The sequence below is a fragment of the Streptomyces sp. CB09001 genome (assembly GCF_003369795.1).
GTDB lineage: Bacteria > Actinomycetota > Actinomycetes > Streptomycetales > Streptomycetaceae > Streptomyces.
The window spans coordinates 7624225-7639885 of the sequence record NZ_CP026730.1 but is presented as its reverse complement, the minus strand read 5'-3'; the positions used below and the strand labels follow the sequence as shown (position 1 = coordinate 7639885).

The 15661-nt window shown below is 69.4% G+C and carries 16 protein-coding genes; 10 read left to right on the top strand and 6 right to left on the bottom strand.

Annotation, left to right across the window (positions count from 1 at the left end; translation table 11 throughout):
• Positions 1-285: 285 nt before the first annotated feature.
• Positions 286-912, bottom strand: coding sequence for a TetR/AcrR family transcriptional regulator (locus C4J65_RS35245; protein ID WP_205351116.1), 627 nt, complete (start codon positions 910-912; stop codon positions 286-288).
• 102 nt (positions 913-1014) lie between these two features.
• Here C4J65_RS35245 and C4J65_RS35240 point away from each other — a divergent pair, with 102 nt between their 5' ends.
• On the top strand, positions 1015-2010 hold the full coding sequence (locus C4J65_RS35240; protein WP_115746113.1) for an amidohydrolase family protein: 996 nt from the start codon (positions 1015-1017) through the stop codon (positions 2008-2010).
• 83 nt (positions 2011-2093) lie between these two features.
• Here C4J65_RS35240 and C4J65_RS35235 read toward each other — a convergent pair whose 3' ends face one another.
• Complete coding sequence (locus C4J65_RS35235; RefSeq protein ID WP_115746112.1) at positions 2094-2804, bottom strand: ScbR family autoregulator-binding transcription factor; 711 nt, start codon at positions 2802-2804, stop codon at positions 2094-2096.
• Positions 2805-3330: 526 nt separating this feature from the next.
• Here C4J65_RS35235 and C4J65_RS35230 point away from each other — a divergent pair.
• Together C4J65_RS35230 and C4J65_RS35225 are read left to right on the top strand one after the other, a co-directional pair.
• Positions 3331-4110: an HAD family phosphatase gene (locus C4J65_RS35230; RefSeq protein ID WP_115746790.1), complete on the top strand. Its 780-nt coding sequence runs from the start codon at positions 3331-3333 to the stop codon at positions 4108-4110.
• Between the two features lie 118 nt (positions 4111-4228).
• Positions 4229-4813, top strand: a complete 585-nt coding sequence (locus C4J65_RS35225; RefSeq protein WP_115746111.1) for a hypothetical protein — start codon at positions 4229-4231, stop codon at positions 4811-4813.
• Between the two features lie 97 nt (positions 4814-4910).
• On the opposite strand, the gene C4J65_RS35220 is transcribed toward C4J65_RS35225, so the two are convergent.
• Together C4J65_RS35220 and C4J65_RS35215 are read right to left on the bottom strand one after the other, a co-directional pair.
• Positions 4911-5540 (bottom strand): class I SAM-dependent methyltransferase, encoded by a 630-nt coding sequence (locus tag C4J65_RS35220; protein ID WP_115746110.1) that lies wholly within the window; start codon positions 5538-5540, stop codon positions 4911-4913.
• Positions 5541-5677: 137 nt separating this feature from the next.
• Positions 5678-6178, bottom strand: coding sequence for a helix-turn-helix domain-containing protein (locus C4J65_RS35215; protein ID WP_115746109.1), 501 nt, complete (start codon positions 6176-6178; stop codon positions 5678-5680).
• 64 nt (positions 6179-6242) lie between these two features.
• Here C4J65_RS35215 and C4J65_RS35210 point away from each other — a divergent pair, with 64 nt between their 5' ends.
• On the top strand, positions 6243-6623 hold the full coding sequence (locus tag C4J65_RS35210) for a tautomerase family protein (protein ID WP_115746108.1): 381 nt from the start codon (positions 6243-6245) through the stop codon (positions 6621-6623).
• A 320-nt stretch (positions 6624-6943) separates the two neighbouring features.
• Entirely contained in the window at positions 6944-7879 is a 936-nt protein-coding gene (locus C4J65_RS35205; RefSeq protein ID WP_115746107.1) for an alpha/beta fold hydrolase, read from the top strand.
• A gap of 380 nt (positions 7880-8259) precedes the next feature.
• Here C4J65_RS35205 and C4J65_RS35200 read toward each other — a convergent pair whose 3' ends face one another.
• Positions 8260-8940, bottom strand: coding sequence for an ABC transporter ATP-binding protein (locus tag C4J65_RS35200; protein WP_115746106.1), 681 nt, complete (start codon positions 8938-8940; stop codon positions 8260-8262).
• Positions 8937-10055: an ABC transporter permease gene (locus C4J65_RS35195; RefSeq protein ID WP_115746105.1), complete on the bottom strand. Its 1119-nt coding sequence runs from the start codon at positions 10053-10055 to the stop codon at positions 8937-8939. Before C4J65_RS35195 ends, C4J65_RS35200 begins: the two co-directional genes overlap by 4 nt.
• A 120-nt stretch (positions 10056-10175) precedes the next feature.
• Between C4J65_RS35195 and C4J65_RS35190 the strand changes: the two genes are divergently transcribed.
• The 5 genes from C4J65_RS35190 (at position 10176) to C4J65_RS35170 (ending at position 15660) form a co-directional block, all read left to right on the top strand.
• Positions 10176-10766, top strand: a complete 591-nt coding sequence (locus tag C4J65_RS35190; protein ID WP_115746104.1) for a TetR/AcrR family transcriptional regulator — start codon at positions 10176-10178, stop codon at positions 10764-10766.
• Between the two features lie 270 nt (positions 10767-11036).
• Entirely contained in the window at positions 11037-11942 is a 906-nt protein-coding gene (locus tag C4J65_RS35185) for a LysR family transcriptional regulator (RefSeq protein ID WP_115746103.1), read from the top strand.
• Positions 11943-12378: 436 nt separating this feature from the next.
• On the top strand, positions 12379-13929 hold the full coding sequence (locus tag C4J65_RS35180) for a 4-hydroxyphenylacetate 3-hydroxylase N-terminal domain-containing protein (RefSeq protein ID WP_115746102.1): 1551 nt from the start codon (positions 12379-12381) through the stop codon (positions 13927-13929).
• Positions 13930-13969: 40 nt separating this feature from the next.
• A complete protein-coding gene (locus C4J65_RS35175) occupies positions 13970-14905 on the top strand; it encodes a VOC family protein (protein ID WP_240330594.1) in 936 nt (311 codons plus the stop codon).
• Complete coding sequence (locus tag C4J65_RS35170; RefSeq protein WP_240330593.1) at positions 14902-15660, top strand: dimethylmenaquinone methyltransferase; 759 nt, start codon at positions 14902-14904, stop codon at positions 15658-15660. The genes C4J65_RS35175 and C4J65_RS35170 overlap by 4 nt, the downstream gene beginning before the upstream one ends.
• Position 15661 lies beyond the last annotated feature (1 nt).

Here is a 15661-nt window from a genome sequence, read left to right as displayed (position 1 = left end):
TCCGTGGCCGTCCTGGACAAGGGCGCCCACGAGATCGTCCGCCGTGACACCAGCCGCGACGAGCACGAGGTCACCAAGGCGACCGGCCTCAACGACATTGACCGCGCCCTCACCGTCCGGGTGGCCACCCGCGACGCCCCAAGACGGCCGGCCAGGCAGGTCGGCGAGTTCCGAAGGGCGACCTCAAGGGTGTTGCCGAAGGCCGTGATCAGCGCATATCCGTTTTATGGCTGGGGTGTTGAGGGCCGAACAGGCGCAGGTGTAGCGCTTTCGATCTCGAGCCTGTCATGGCGACAGCAGAGGCAGCAGAACCTCGTCCACGACGGACACTACGTCGTCGTGGGACACGCTCCCCGTCTCGAGGTACTCGGCGATGATCAGGCGCGGGCCCACGGCTGCGATGCGTGCCGTCGCCCTGGCCGGGCTGACCTGACCCTGGTCGGCGAACCCGCGGATGCACTCGAACAGGGCGGCCCGGTGGGGGTGGCTGACCTGGTCCATAATCTGCTGGAAGAGTTCAGGGTGGCGGGCGCGCTGGACCAGCAGGGGCCACAAGGCACGTCCGCGCGGCTCGTCCAGAACCTGGGCGAGGGTGGAGAGCATCACGATCAGATCTCCGCGCAGGGTGCCGGTGTTTGGCACCACGGGCTTGGCCAGCCCCACCTCATCATCCTTGAGCGCCGCCAGGACGAGTTCGGCGGTGGTGCTCCAGCGTCGGTAGAGCACGGACTTACCAGTGCCTGCGGCCGACGCCACCGACTCGAAGCTGAGTTCCTCGAAGCTCGTCTCGGCAAGTTCCCGCAGTGTCGCTTCATGGATCGCCCGGGTCAGTTCCGCGCCACGCCGACGCATGGGCCGTTCCGCGGCAACAGTGGCGCGGTCTTTCGAACGGGTGGCGGAGGGGCGGCTCATCGTGTCCTTTATAGCCGCTCACCTGGGCTCGCGTCACGTCGAGCGCTCCCCTGGTACTCTCAACTTAAGAAACAATATTGTCCTCTATTCGAGGTTGTTGCCATGCGGATCATCACACTCGAAGAGCACTTCATAGACCCTGCGCTCACAGCGGCGAGCAGCCCCACCATCAACCGACTCGCCCCGAACTTCGCTGCGGCCTACGCAGCCGGGACCGGGTTCGCGGGCTCGCTGCAGAGTGAGTCCATGCTGCTGGACCTCGGCGAGAAGCGGATCGCGGACATGGACCGGAATGGCATCACCACCCAGGTCCTGTCCTGTCTGTGGGCACAGCAGGCCCCGGCCGACGTGGCGCCGGAACTTGTCCGCGCCGCGAACGACACCGCCGCACAAGCGGTCAACGCGTTCCCCGGGCGCTTCGCCGCGTTCGCCGCTCTGCCGACTGCCGCCCCCGAGGCCGCCGCGAATGAACTGGAACGTTGCGTGAGCGACCTGGGCTTCGTCGGGACGCTGATCAACGGGCGCACCGAGGACGAGTTCCTGGACGCTCCGCGATTCGACCCTGTCCTACGCACGGCCAATCGCCTCGGTGTGCCCATCTACCTGCACCCCGCGATGCCGCCACGCGCGGTCACCGAGGCCAGCTACGAGGGCCTTCCGTCGCTCGTGACCAGCCGACTCCAGACCGCGGCGTGGGGGTGGCACGTGGAGACCGCAGAGCACTTCATCCACATGGTGCTCTCCGGTGTCTTCGACAAGTACCAGGACCTCCAGGTCATTCTCGGTCACTGGGGCGAGATGATCCCGTTCTATCTCGACAGGATCGAGGAGTTGCTGCCTCAGGGGATCACAAAACTCGACCGCCCGTTCGCGGACTACTTCAAGCACCATGTCCACATCACGCCGAGTGGTATGTGGAACCAGGCACAGCTCCGGTTCTGCGTGGAGACGCTGGGCGTCGAGCGTATCGTCCTCGCCGTCGACTATCCGTTCGTGGGGAACGAGGGCGTCGCAGCCTTCCTCGACGAGGCAGACATGTGCGCCGAGGACAAGCACCGCATGGCCCACGGTACCGCCGAACGACTCCTGGGCCTCTGACCTCGGGCTTCACGAAGTGGTCCGTCCGGCTGGTGATGACGTAAGCAGTCCGGGCGGCCCGGTCGGCCCGGTTGCCCTCCCGGCTATGCGTCGCCAGCAGCAAGTAGCGCGGAGCCGGGGCTCTGGGGCCTCGGCGAGGCCGCTTCACCGGTGCCGCACGCCGTGACGCTCTCCGCCGGCGCCGCCTGCCGCCCCGGCGCCGGTACCGAACGCGGGCCCGAAAGGAGTGCGGGGAGCGTCAGTTCCCACCAGTCGGAGACACGGCCGCTGAGGGCCTCGGGCCCGTCGAGTGCCTCGGTGAGGGTACAGAAGCCGAAGAACGCACGGACCAGAGTCCGGGCGGTGGCTGCAGGCCGGACGTGGGCGGCCAGATGCCCGTGGTTCCGCGCCTGAGCCAGCAGCCGTGCCACTGCCGCCGTCCAGAGAACGAAGGGGTCGGGGAGACTGACGTTGATGGCGTCGCGCTCCGCCCAGAGACGAGCGCCCGCGCGCGTCAGGGAGTCTTCGGCGAGCGCCCTGGCGATCTTGTGACTGAGCGCGACGAGGCGCTCCAGCGGCGGCACGGTGCGGTCGGCGTAGCACGTGGCCAGGCCGGACCACGTGGCGAAGCCGTCTCGGACGACGGCGAGGGCGATGCCCTCCTTGCTGCTGTAGTGGAAGTAGACGGAGCCGCTGGTTCGTCCGGACCGCGTGCTTATGTCATTGACACTGGTCCCCGCGTATCCGTGCTCGGCGAAGAGGCAGGCGGCCGCCTCGAGGAGTGATCTGCGGGTTTCTCTGGCCCGTTCCTGCACAGTTCCGCGCTTTCCGCTCGTTGTGGAATGAACGACGGAAAATGTAGTGCGCCCGCGTACGCGTGGCGCAGTCCGGCGTCAACCGTGCGCGGGTTGGTGCGTCTATCTTTCGAAGATGCACGCGTGCGGGTGATACGTGACCCGACCAGGTGCTCTTCCTGGCCGCTCGCATCGTACGCCGCCGCCCGCCCCCGCAGGAGGGGCCTGGGCCAGCGACGTCATCAAGTCGTGCTCTGCGTACCTTTGATGACGGTCAGTCAGGAACCTCCGACGATCTTACGCCTCCGTGGCACATACACCATGAACGCTTGACGAGCGAGCACTCGAAATGGTGATTGCGTCTCGTTTCGAGACGGAAATAACGTAGCGGTCGCAATGTTTTCCTTTTGCGGCTGATGCCCTAAATGCGGGCCCTTCTGACGACCGGAAACCGGAAGGGAACGGAGACGGCCCCCGAAGCACTTCACGTGAGCCGGCATCACCGCGATTCGTGGTCCGCAATGCGCAGACCCCCAAGGAGGCCACCGTGACGCCCCTCTCACGCACCCTGCCGAACTGGTCACCCGAGGCCATCGTCTTCGACTGTGACGGAACCCTGATGGACACCGAGCGTCATTGGCAGGACGCCCGCACACGGACGTTCCGTGACTTCGGACTGCCGACGCCGCCCGGTTTCGCCGAGCGGGCCAAAGGAGTGCACTACCTCGACTGCGGCCGCCTGATGGCGCAGGAGACGAACAAGCCCGATCTGGCCTCCGACCTCTCCACGGCCCTGCTCGCGCACTTCATGTCGCTCGTCGCGGAGGATCCGCTGACCATGCCCGGCGCCACCGAGTTCGTTCGGCTGTGCTGGCATCGGCTTCCCCTGGCCGTCGCCAGCAACTGCCCGATGGAGGTGGTCGACGAAAGCCTTCTGCGGGCCGGCCTGCGCCGGTACTTCCGCCACGTCGTCGTGCCCACCGTGCAGCAGGACTTCGACGACTCGGACGCGGCACCGAACGACCAGGCGGAGCAGGCCGTGCGGCCCAAACCATGGCCCGATGTCTACAGCAGGGCCTCCTCGTTGTGCGGGGTCGCGCCGCGGTCCGCACTCGCGATCGAGGACTCCCTCACAGGAGTCGAGTCGGCGTCACGCGCCGGCCTGAGGGTGCTGGGCGTGGGGCCTCTGCCAAAAGAGGGCAGCGGGCAGGCCGACGCGTGGGCCCCGGGGCTGGACTCCGAGCAGATCCTGTCATGGCTGCGCATGCGCGTACCGGTCCGGGCCACGGATTCCGACGAGCCACGGAAGAACCGCGGGCCCGCCTAGGGAGTGCACGGCAGCGGCAGCCCCGAAGGCTGCTGTCCGGCCGTGTCCTGACGCTGACGTACCAACCTCGTTGAAGGGCGGGCCCGTCCTTGTCAGTGGCCACCTGTTTACTTGGCCTATGACCGACAAGATGAGTTACAGCGATGCCCACCAAACCACGGCGCTCACTCCCGACACCGAGATGGTCGAGCCCTACGGAGGCGGGAAGGGATTTCGATTCAAGATCCGCAACGTGAAGATCGATGGCCTGGGCAACGTGGTACACGTTCGCGGAGGAGGCTCGCACGAGGTCGGTTTCGACGTGCTGCACGACTGCTCGGAGTGCGGCAACGCCATCAACCAGGTGATCGTTGGTCTGGCGGGCCAGGATCGAGCCCAGGCGTCGGTATGGAACGGCAAGCAGCGCAGCGGGGGCGGCTTGAAGATGGTCAACGCCGGCACGCCCGTCGAGGCGCTGGCGGAAGACAACCCAGGTCCGGCGGAGTGGGTGAATGTGTCGTGCGACCTCGTTGTTCCCGACGAACCCGGCGTCTACTCGGTTCGAGCACGTTACGCCCAGGGGTATCAGGGACGCCTGATGACTGCCGAAGGGCGCGCACTCCCACAGCCGGAGTATGAGGACGTGCTGGGTTGGTGGAAGGTCGACCGTCCGGAAGGGCCCGGTCCGGAATCGTCCATAGGCACCATCATCGTCGAGCCGTGAAGCGACTGGGCAGCCTCTTCGGCCAACCATGACCTCGGCCGCGCTGGGCACGGCTCTCACCGCCGACGCCTCCCCGGCCCCGGCCCCGGGTCACGTTCTACGGGCGGCGGGCCAGCAGGTGGGTGTCGAGGAAGCCCCGCTGGGACGCTGGGTCGTGGAGCAGCTGAGCCATCGTGACGAGTCCGGCCCCGGCCAGCACCTCGGCAAACCGGTCCGCCGGCCAGCTGTAGGCAGGCGCCACCTTGTGGTCGAAGCGGACAGGCTCCGGCCCCTCGGTGCCGAAGAAGGACACCAGGAGCAGGCCCCCTGGTGCCAGGACACGCACCTGCTCAGCGAGCAGCGCGGGCAATTCTTCAGGCGGGGTGTGGATCATCGAGTAGTGGGCCAGCACTCCGCCGAGCGCGCCGTCCTCGACCGGCAGGGCCTCCATTCGTGCTTCGTCGAACCGCAGCGCCGGATGGGCTCGCCGGGCGTGGGCGACCATGGCCGGGGAGAGGTCGAGCCCGAAGGAGTCCAACCCCAAGTCGTGGAGCAGGGCCGTCAAATGGCCGGGCCCGCACCCGACGTCGGCCGTCCGTAGGTTCCCCGTGCCACGCACGAGCTCGGCGAAGGTGCCGATCATGTTCCGCGCGAACGGCTGCGTCTCCAACCGGTTGGCGAACATCGACGCATACAGTTCGACAACCCCGTCGTAGGCCGCCCTGGTCTTGTCCTGGTGTGTCAACACGGAAGGAAGCTAACACCCGCGTCGTTCGGAGCAGTTCTCCGGTCCCATGTCGGCCCCTTCCCCCCGGGACCGGTCGTCCCGAGCGGGACTCCCGCCTCGCCGGCGTCGTCGTCGGTGTGGAACGCCATGACTACGAGTCAGCCTCGTCTCTGACCCGGCCGGGTGTTCCGATGCCGGCTGCCCGCCTGTTCCAAGGCGGTTTCGTAGGCGTGCAGGGCGGCGATGACCGTGGCGCGTTCCGCGGGGGCGAGGCCGCGCATGACGCCTTCCCAGGCGGAGGCGCTGGCGGAAAGCCATTCGTCGATCGGTGCGGCGTAGGCGGGGGCGATGGCGATGACGCGGCGGCGGCGGTCGGCGGGATCAACAGTGCGTTGCAGGACGCCCGGTCGTGACAGCTCGCTGACCATGAGGCTGACGGTCGTCGGGGCCACCTCCAGCCGAGCGGCCAACTCGTTGACACTCGTGGGGCCGTCGTACTCCAGGTGGGCCAGCAGTGCGAGGTGTCGCGGTGCCAGGTCCAGTCCCTGGAGCGCCGGCGGTACGGGCAGGCGCTTGGCGCGGCCCACGAGCCGTGGCATGAGCAACAGCAGGGTGCGGACTGCCTCGTTGACGGCTGGTCCGTCGGATTCCTTGGACATCGGCGACCTCTCCCATATACCTTTGCAAGTAAAGGCTTTGTGTTCAAAGAAAACGAGGTCCACTATGCCGCATCTGACCGTCCACCTTCCCGAGAACAGGCTGACCGGGAACGAACCCGTGCTCGTCGCCGCACTGACCGACGCTGTCGTCGACGTCTACGGCGAATGGGCCCGAGACCTCGTGAGCATCCGCCTGGCCGGAGTCCCCGCGGGCCGTTTCGCGCAGGGCGGCAAGGCCGTGGACACCAACGCTTCGGTGACTCTGGGCGTCCGTGCCGGTGTATTCGACCGCTCCGACGCCGCCCGGATCAGCGAGCGCCTCGGAACCGCGCTCACCGATGCGATCACGCGCGTCGTTGGCAATGACCTCCGCGCCGGCACGATGGTCGAACTCGTGGCGTCACCGCCGGAACGTACCTTCGTCGGCGGCGTCCTCACCGTGTGATCCTCGACCGGGTCACCTCACGACGCGGCAGCGGGGGCGCAAGGGTGGGCAGAGCCTGCCGGTGTGCTTCGTCATCGAGACGGCCGCACCCGCCCGACCAGGCTCAGCCGGCCCCTCACCCGCTCGCTGGTCGATCCGCAAACTCGCCGCCTGCCCGCGCAAGGCCGGCCACGTGATCGTGGTGGGGTTTTCCCCAGCGTGCCAGTGGATGCAGCAGCACCGGTAAGTGGCGGGGTGTCCGGCTGCCCCGCGGGGACGGGTTCCGGCGAGCATGGCACTCGTCCGTACGTCGTCGCATCATCTGCACTCGGGAAGCACTCATGGCACGTGTCCACCTCTCCCGCCGGTCCGCACACCGCGTGATTCCGGCCGCCGTCCTGCTCGCGGTCACCGTCGGAGGTCTCACAGCCTGCGGCGACGACGAGACACCGAACCGGCCGGACCCCGTGCCCTCCTCCTCCGCCCCGTCACCCCCGGGGGCGGCCCGAACGGCCGGGCAGACGCTTCACATGATCGACAACGGTGGTCACCGGCTCGCGTTCCATGTCACCGAGGGGCATGGTCCGGCCATCGTGCTCGACTCGGGCGGCGGTGAGGACTCCTCCTACTGGAAGGACATCGTGTCCAGGCTCCACGCGGCCACCGGGGCCGAGATCATCACCTACGACCGGGCCGGTCTCGGCCAGAGCGATGCCGTCCCCGGAGCGTGGCAAGTGGAGGACGCCGTCAGCGACCTGAGGACGGGCCTTCGAAAGCTCGGTGTGACCGGGAACGTGCTTCTGGTGGCCCACTCACAGGCAGGTGAGATCGCGACCTACTTCGCCAAGGAGAACCCGGGCCTGGTGGCCGGCGCCGTACTCGTTGACGCAAGCCTGCCCCCGCTGTACACGGACGAGGAGACGGCCCGCCTCGCCGCCGCGAACCAGCCCGCGGTCGACGCCGCCAGGAAGGATCCCACCGAGCCCCGGAACAGGCAGCTGATCTCCATCGCGGAGAGCTACGTCCCGCTGCACAAGGCGTATCACCGGGCCACGTGGCCCGGCACCGTCCCGGCAGCCGTCATCGTGTCGGGGAAGACGCCCTTCGCGGGCTCGCCCGAAGACGCCGAGCGCTGGCGGGACGCCGCCGCGACCTTCGTGCGGCAGGGCCCGGACCGGACACTGGTCACCGCGAAGGGCAGCTCGCACGACATCCCCAAGGACCGGCCCGCCCTCGTGGTCGAGGAGATCGAGAAGATGGCACGGGCGACGAGCTGACGGGACCGGGACGACGGCCCAGGTACGTCACAGCGGTCCGATGACTGGCTCGCGTGTTCCGGACCGCGTCCAAGGTCGGGTGCGTCCGCAGCCGTCGGGGGCTCTGCTGTCGCCGGGAGCCGCCGCTCACCGGGCGCCCACCGGGCCGGCCGGTGCTGGGCGATGCGGGCGGGCGACGACCCGGATCGCGGCAGCAGGTCGATGCCGTCGGTCGCGTCGTCCTGTCGCCGGCGAGCAACGGGGTGCTCTGCGGTGGAGACGGGGCGCTGTGCGCCGCCTGCCTGTCGACGGGTTTGACGGGCAGGCGGCGCACGGTGAGCCGACACAGTAGAGGGACCGGACCGGGAGTGGTCTCTTCGCCGGTCGGCGCCGCCCGGCGGTCAGAGCGGGCTGTCCGCTCCGGTGCGCAGCCGGGCCATGTCGACCACGTGGTCCGCCGCGTCCACCACAACCGGGTCGTGCGTGGCGACCACGGTCACGCAGCTGTGGCGACGCGTCGTGGCGGCGAGCAGGTCCACCAGGCCGGCCGCCCGTTCCCGGTCGACCGCGGCCGTCGGCTCGTCGACCAGCAGGACGTCCGGTTCGAGCAGCAGTGCGCGTGCGATGGCGATGCGCTGCCGTTCCCCGCCGGACATCTGGTCGGCCCGGTGCCGCAGCCGGTGCCCCAGACCGACCTCGGCCAGCAGCTCGGTGGCGCGGGCGCGTACGGCTCGCGGTGAGCGGCCTGCGACGGACGCCGCGGCCAGCAGTTGTTCGAGCGCGGTGAGGCCGCTGAGGAGATTGCCGCTCTGGAAGACGTAGCCGATCCGCTCCCGGCGCACCCGGGCCTGCTGGGCGGGGGACAGTCCCGCGATGTCGGTGCCGTTGAGCAGCACCCGGCCCGCGTCCGGCCGCAGCAGGGCGCCCGCGACGGCCAGCAGGGTGGACTTGCCCGACCCGGAGGGGCCGACCAGCGCGGTCAGGGCGGCGGGCGCGAAGCTCACGGTCAGCTCGCTCAGCGCGGTGACGCGGGACTCCCCGTGGCCCAGTCGTACGGTGACGTCGAGAAGTTCGAGGCTCATCGGCCGGCTCCCAGCATGGTCATCGGGTCAACGGTGGTCACCTTGCGCAGCGTGACGGCGGTGCCGGCGAGGCCGACCAGGACGACCGTCGCCATGGTGGCGACGAGTGTCCCGGCGGGAAGGCTGAAGGGAACCTCGGAGCCGACCGCCAGGCCCAGCACCGCGGCCAGCGCCGCTCCGGCCACCGCACCCGCCGTCACCACGATCGCGGCCTGCGCGAGGGTGTGACCCAGCAGCCGCGCCCGCGAGGCGCCCATCGCTCGCAGCAGCGCGAGTTCGGGGCGGCGCTGCACGGTCCACACCGCGAAGAAGGCGCCCACGACGAGCGGCGCGATGGCGTAGAGGAACGCCTGGATCGACGTCATGGTCAGGCGTTCTCCGGTGTAACCCGGAGCGGCGGCGTACGCGTCCTCGACGGTCACGCTCCGGGTACTCAGGGCCCGGTCCGCCCCGGTGAGATCCGCTCCGGCTCCGGCCTTGAGGGCGACCGCGCTGTACTGGTGCGGCGGCGCGACGTCGGCCGCCCGTGTGCCGGGTGTGGCGAAGCGGATGCGCTGCCAGGTCTCGACGGGCAGGTAGGCGACGGGGACGTGCCCGTACGAGGAGCGCCCGGTCGTGCCGGTCACCTCGAGTTCGAGACCCAGGCGGTCGACGGTCAGGGTGTCGCCGACGCGTACGCCGTCCTTCACCAGCTGCTGCGAGACGACGACGCCGGACGGTTCACCGGCGGACAGGGCCGCGCCGGAGGCGGCGTCGGGGTCGAGGAAGGAGCCGGGCTCGACACCGAAGGCGGCGAAGTCCACCTCCACCTTCCGGTCCGTGGTGCCACGGGCGATGGAGACGCCGAGCGGGGTGGCCTCGACGCCGTCGCGCTCGCGCCAGCCGTCCAGTTCGGCCTCGTCCACCAGGCTGCGGGCGAACTGGTCGGAGTCGGCCCCGCGGTCGAAGGCGAGGTGGGTCGCGGGGAGTCTGCGCAGGGCGGAGATGGTGTCGTCGCCGAGTCCGGTGGTGAAACCGCTGACGATGCCGACGAGCGCGGCAACGAGGACCACGACGCTACCCATCAGGAGAAAGCGGCCACGGGCCGCCTTCAGTTCGAGCAGAGCCAAGTACACGGGAGGGCCTTCCCAGGGAGAATGTTGGGGACACTGTGTCCCCAACATAGAGGATGGCGACACGGCGTCCCCAAGCGGGGGTCCGTCCGCCCGGAGTCGACGGCCTCCTACACTGACGACGTGCCCAAGATCCGTGCAGCCTCCGTCGCCGACCACCGGGTCCAGCAGCGTGCCGCGCTGATCGCCGCGGCGCGCGAGATCCTGGAGGAGGGCGACGCCTCGGCCGTCACCTTCTCCACGGTGGCCGCCCGTACCGGACTGGCCCGCAACAGCGTCTACAAGTACTTCGCCGACCGCGGAGAGCTGTTGGCCGAGGTGGTGCGCGAGGCCACGCCCCGCTGGACCTCCCGGATCCGTGCCGAGATGGCGGACGCCCGGACCCCGGAGGAGGCCGTGGCGGCCTACGTACGGGCGCAGCTGATCCTGGTGCGGGACGGGGAGCATCGCATCGCCCAGGCACTGGCCGGTGACCGGGACGCGGTCGTGCTCAGAGAGGGCGCGGCACAGGCGCACGCACAGATCCTTCAACCCCTGATCGCCGCGCTGACCGACCTCGGTGACGACGCCCCGCACCGCACGGCGCGCCTGCTCCAGGGCTTCGTCAACGCGGCCACCACGGCGGTGGAGTCCGGCGACGACTTCGATGCCGTGACCCGGCGCGCGGTCAGCCTGGCCACGGGAGCGGTGGCCTCGCTCGCGGGACCGCGGTGACCCGGCCGGCCCCACCGTCGACCGTTATCGACGCGGTCCGATGCGCTGGAGGTCTTGCACGGGCTTTCGAGCCAGGCAATGGGGCCGAGAAATCCACCGGGCCGAATGTGGTCCAGGTCACGCCGAATTGAGGTCGCTTCCTGAGAATCGCGCACAGGTGACTCGGACATCCCATACACGTTTCCATGGAGGGTTCCATGGTTTCCTGTATGGCGACCGACGCGATCGGGTCCGTTGACAATCCCCGAGGGGCGTGAAATGCACACTGGCATGGACTTTCGTCAGCTGGAGTACTTCAGAGCCGTCGTCGAGGCGGGTTCCGTTTCACGGGCCGCCAAGAACCTCGGGATGACGCAGCCGCCGGTCAGTCACGCCATCGCCAAACTCGAACGCGAGCTGGGGGTGCGCCTCCTGGAACGAACGGCGAAAGGCGTCCACCCGACCCAGGCCGGGCTCCACCTCCTGGCCACCGGCGAGCGTCTGATCGCCGACCGCAACCGGGTCGTCGAGACGCTGCGGATGATGGGCGAGGGCGCGGTCGGCGATCTCCACCTCGGCGTGGAACCCATGGTCGTCAACGAACTCATCGCCGACGTGCTGGCGGAGTTCCTGGAGCAGGCCCCCGGGGCGCGCGTCAGCCTGGCCGACGTGACGCCCGACGTCATCGTCCAGCGGGTTCTCACCGGCGAGCTCGACATGGGATGCATCCCCTTCGGCCCGCACAAGTTCGCCGGGTTCGTCGCGGACGGCTGCGACTGGCGGCCGATCCTGGACATCCCGATCAAGCTCGCGGTCCCCAGGTACCGCACGGGCGAGTCGCATCCCGACGGCAGGGGCTGGGGGCGCTGGATCCTGCCCGCCCGGATCCCCGCCTTCTCCGGAATGCCGGACGCCGCCGAGAAGGCCCTGGCGGGGGACGCCTCGTTCGAGGTCCTCGAAGTCTCCACGCCCCAGACCGCGCTCGCCTTCGTCGCCGCCGGCCTCGGCGTGGCCCCAGTGACCGAACGCATCGCTGGCCGCAGCGACTCCGTCGCCCTCCTCGACCCGCCGAGCTGGCTGCCGCCCATGCAGGCCACCCTCCTGTGGAAGCGCGGCGCGGAGGTCACCCCGCTGATGAGGCGGTGGATCGAGGCGACCCGCACCATCGCGGAGCACCGCCGGGCCATCTCGTCGTGACCCGGGCCATACAAGGAACCGCACAGCCCCCCTTCGCACCTCGTATGGAAAGGCCAGTGGAATGCGAGCGAAAAGCCCTGGGAAATTCTTGATTAGCGAGTGACGCGCGTCACACGAGGTTGGGTGTTCCGTACGTCGCGGACCCGCCCGACACAGGAAGAACCCGCTGTTCAGAGAGGTCTACCGGAGTAGTCCCGGGTCGGCGCCCCACGCCCGGGACGCCCGCGCCGGCCTCTCGGCACCCTTCACGGAAACCCTTGCCGCCCTCCGTACGACCGTGCCAGTCTCCTCGGCAATTCGACGGCGCAGGCGGCTTCGGATCGGTACGGGAAATGCCCCGACACCGGATCGCTGCCCGCACATTGGTTGCACGAACCGACGGCTCGGCCCGGTTCCGTGAACGAACAGAAGGGGCCGGTCAGTGATGGCGGGAAACATGAATCAGTCGGCGAACACCCCGACGGGCCGCGAGCACATTCCCTTTACCGGGGCCGAATACCTGGAAAGCCTGAATGACGGCCGCGAGGTGTGGATCTACGGCGAGCGGGTGGAGAACATCGCCGAACACCCGGCCTTCCGCAACAGCGCCCGCATGATCGCCCGCATGTACGACGCCCTGCACGATCCCGCGCGCAAGGACGTCCTCACCGCGCCCACCGAGTGGGGCGGTTTCACCCACCGCTTCTACCGGGCGCCCGGCACCGTGGAGGAGCAGGTCGCCTCCCGCGACGCGATCGCCGAGTGGCAGAAGATCGCCTGGGGCTGGATGGGCCGCTCGCCCGACTACAAGGGCTGCTTCCTCGGCACCCTGGGTGCCAACGCCGAGTTCTACCGCGGCTTCGAGGACAACGCCCGCGCCTGGTACCGCAAGGCGCAGGAGAAGACCTGGTACATCAACCACGCCATCATGAACCCGCCGGTCGACCGCGGGCTCGGCGCCGACGCCGGCAAGGGCGTCTTCATCCGGGTCACCCGGGAGACCGACGCGGGGTTCTACGTCAAGGGCGCCAAGGTGGTGGCCACGGGCTCGGCCCTCACCCACCACACCTTCGTCGGCCACGTCGGCCAGGTCGCCGTACAGGACCCGGCCTTCTCCCCCGTCTTCATCACACCCACCAACGCCCCCGGCGTGAAGCTGCTCTGCCGTACCTCCAACGAGTACCGGGCGGCGGCGCTGGGCAGCCCCTTCGACTACCCGCTCTCCAGCCGGCTGGACGAGAACGACGCGATCCTGGTCCTGGACGACGTGTTCGTCCCCTGGGAGAACGCCTTCATCTACAACGACCTGGAGCAGGCCAACAAGTACAACATCCACTCCGGCTACCTGGAGCGGGCCTCGCTGCACGGCTGCACCCGGTTCGCCGTCAAGATGGACTTCCTGGTCGGCCTGCTGGCCCGTGCGCTCGACGTCACCGGGGCCGGTCAGTTCCACGGCGTGATGTCCCAGCTCGGCGAGGTCATCGCCTGGCGCAACACCTTCTGGGCGCTGTCCGACGCTATGGCGAAGAGCGCGGTGCCGTGGAAGGGCGGCATGATCCAGCCCGACCCGCAGTTCGCCGGCGCGTACCGCGTGATGAACCAGCTCGCCATGCCGAAGATCAAGAACATCATCGAGCAGGTCGTCGCCAGTGGGCTGATCTACCTCAACTCCCATGCCAAGGACTTCGCCACCCCCGAGATCCGCGGCTACCTCGACACCTACCTGCGCGGCACCGGCGGCATCGACGCCGAGGAACGCGTCAAGGTCATGAAGATGCTCTGGGACTCCATCGGCACGGAGTTCGGCGCGCGCCACGAGCTGTACGAGATCAACTACATCGGCAGCAACGACGTGACGCGCCAGACCAACCTGTTCGGCGCGCGCGGCAGCGGCCTCCTGGACCGCCTCAAGGACTTCGCGCAGAGCGCCATGGACGAGTACGACCTCAACGGCTGGACCGTGCCCGACCTCGTCGGCCCCGACGACGTCAGCATCCTCAAGCGCTGACCCCGCGCCGCTCCCGCTCCCACCCACCACAGGAGGCACCGTGGCCACGGCAATCGACGCCGCCCAAGTCACCTACGAGGCACCCGACCTCGCCCTGATGGAGAAGTTCCTGACCGCCTTCGGCATGACCAGGGTCGAGGGCAGCGACGACCGGACCCTGTACATGCGGGGCACCGGCACCCAGCACCACATCCATGTCACCCGCAAGGCCCCGCAACAGCGTTTCGTCGGCGCCTCCATCGAGGTCGCCGGCCACGACGACCTGGCCGAACTGGCCGCCCTGCCCGGGTCCTCCCCGGTCCGCGCGTCCACCGAGCCCGGCGGCGGTCACGAAGTCGCGATGACCATGCCCGACGGCATCGAGATCCGCGCGGTCTGCGGCCGGGCAAAGGCGGAACCCCTCCCCGAGCGCGCTCCGTTCGCCATGAACAACATCCGCGACAAGAACCGCCTGCACACCCCCGTCCGCCAGTCCGTCGCCCCCTGCACCGTCGCGCGCCTCGGCCACTTCGTCCTGCACGTCAAGGACCACGACGCGTCCATGGCCTGGCTGAACGAACGGTTCAACTTCCTGCCCTCCGACCACTTCCTGCCGCCCGGCGAGGACGGCCCGATCGTCGGCACGTTCATCCGGCTGGACCTCGGCGAGCAGCTCGTCGACCACCACTTCATGCTGCTGCTGGAGTCGGACTGGGTGGGCGTCCACCACAGTGCCTTCGAGGTGACCGACATGGACGCGGTGATGTCGTCGCACGACTACCTCGTCCAGGAGGGATTCAGCCTCGACGTCGGAGTCGGCCGCCACCTCCTCGGCAGCCAGATCTTCGACTACTGGAAGGACCCCTTCGGCTTCCGCATCGAGCACTACACCGACGGCGACGTCGTGGACGCGAGCCACCGCCCGGCCCGGTTCAACGGCACCGCCTCCGAGACCACCCAGTGGGGCAACCGCCCGCCCCTGGAGTTCTTCCGGTGACCGGCACCGCGCACCCGGACCCGGACCCGGCCGGAGCGCTGTCCCGGACGGTCCGCACCCAACTGACGCGCGCCGGCTCGGCCACGATCGCCAACATGCTGCTCCGGCGCGGCCTGCGCAACGTGCTCATGGCCGGCGTACGGCCCCTCACGGCCGGGCAGCGGCCACTCGTCGGCCCGGCCTACACCCTGCGCTTCATCCCCGCCCGGGAGGACCTCGACACCCTGGCCGGCTACGCGAGCAGCGACCACCTGCACCGGCGGGCCATCGAGGAGTGCCCGCCCGGCGCGGTGCTGGTGATCGACGCACTCGGCTCCACGGCCGCCGCCTCCATGGGCGACATGATGGCGGCGCGCCTGAAGCACCGCGGCGTGTCGGGCGCGGTGACCGACGGCGGCTACCGGGACTCCGCCGCCGTCGCCCGGACCGGCCTGCCCTGCTTCCAGCGGGACAACGCCCCGAGGGCCACACCCGTCGCCCTGCACCCGGTCGCCCTGGACGAGCCCGTGGGCTGCGGCGGCGTCGCCGTCTACCCGGGCGACGTCCTGCTCGGCGACGCCGACGGCGTCGTGGTCGTCCCCCGCCACCTGGTGGCGGAGGTGGCCGCCGAGGGCGCCGACGCCGCCGCCTACGAGGAGTTCACCGCCCTGCAGATCGAACGGGGACGGTCCCTCTTCGGGCTCTTCCCCGGCACGTCCGACAGCCGTCAGGAATACGACACGTGGGTGGCAGCGGGCCGCCCCGGTTTGGAGTGAA

Coding starts and splice junctions, on each gene's coding strand:
- C4J65_RS35225 (WP_115746111.1), top strand. CDS start 4,229: ATGACCGACAAGATGAGTTACAGCGATGCCCACCAAACCACGGCGCTC.
- C4J65_RS35210 (WP_115746108.1), top strand. CDS start 6,243: ATGCCGCATCTGACCGTCCACCTTCCCGAGAACAGGCTGACCGGGAAC.
- C4J65_RS35205 (WP_115746107.1), top strand. CDS start 6,944: ATGGCACGTGTCCACCTCTCCCGCCGGTCCGCACACCGCGTGATTCCG.
- C4J65_RS35180 (WP_115746102.1), top strand. CDS start 12,379: ATGAATCAGTCGGCGAACACCCCGACGGGCCGCGAGCACATTCCCTTT.
- C4J65_RS35240 (WP_115746113.1), top strand. CDS start 1,015: ATGCGGATCATCACACTCGAAGAGCACTTCATAGACCCTGCGCTCACA.
- C4J65_RS35245 (WP_205351116.1), bottom strand. CDS start 912: ATGAGCCGCCCCTCCGCCACCCGTTCGAAAGACCGCGCCACTGTTGCC.
- C4J65_RS35215 (WP_115746109.1), bottom strand. CDS start 6,178: ATGTCCAAGGAATCCGACGGACCAGCCGTCAACGAGGCAGTCCGCACC.
- C4J65_RS35185 (WP_115746103.1), top strand. CDS start 11,037: ATGGACTTTCGTCAGCTGGAGTACTTCAGAGCCGTCGTCGAGGCGGGT.
- C4J65_RS35200 (WP_115746106.1), bottom strand. CDS start 8,940: ATGAGCCTCGAACTTCTCGACGTCACCGTACGACTGGGCCACGGGGAG.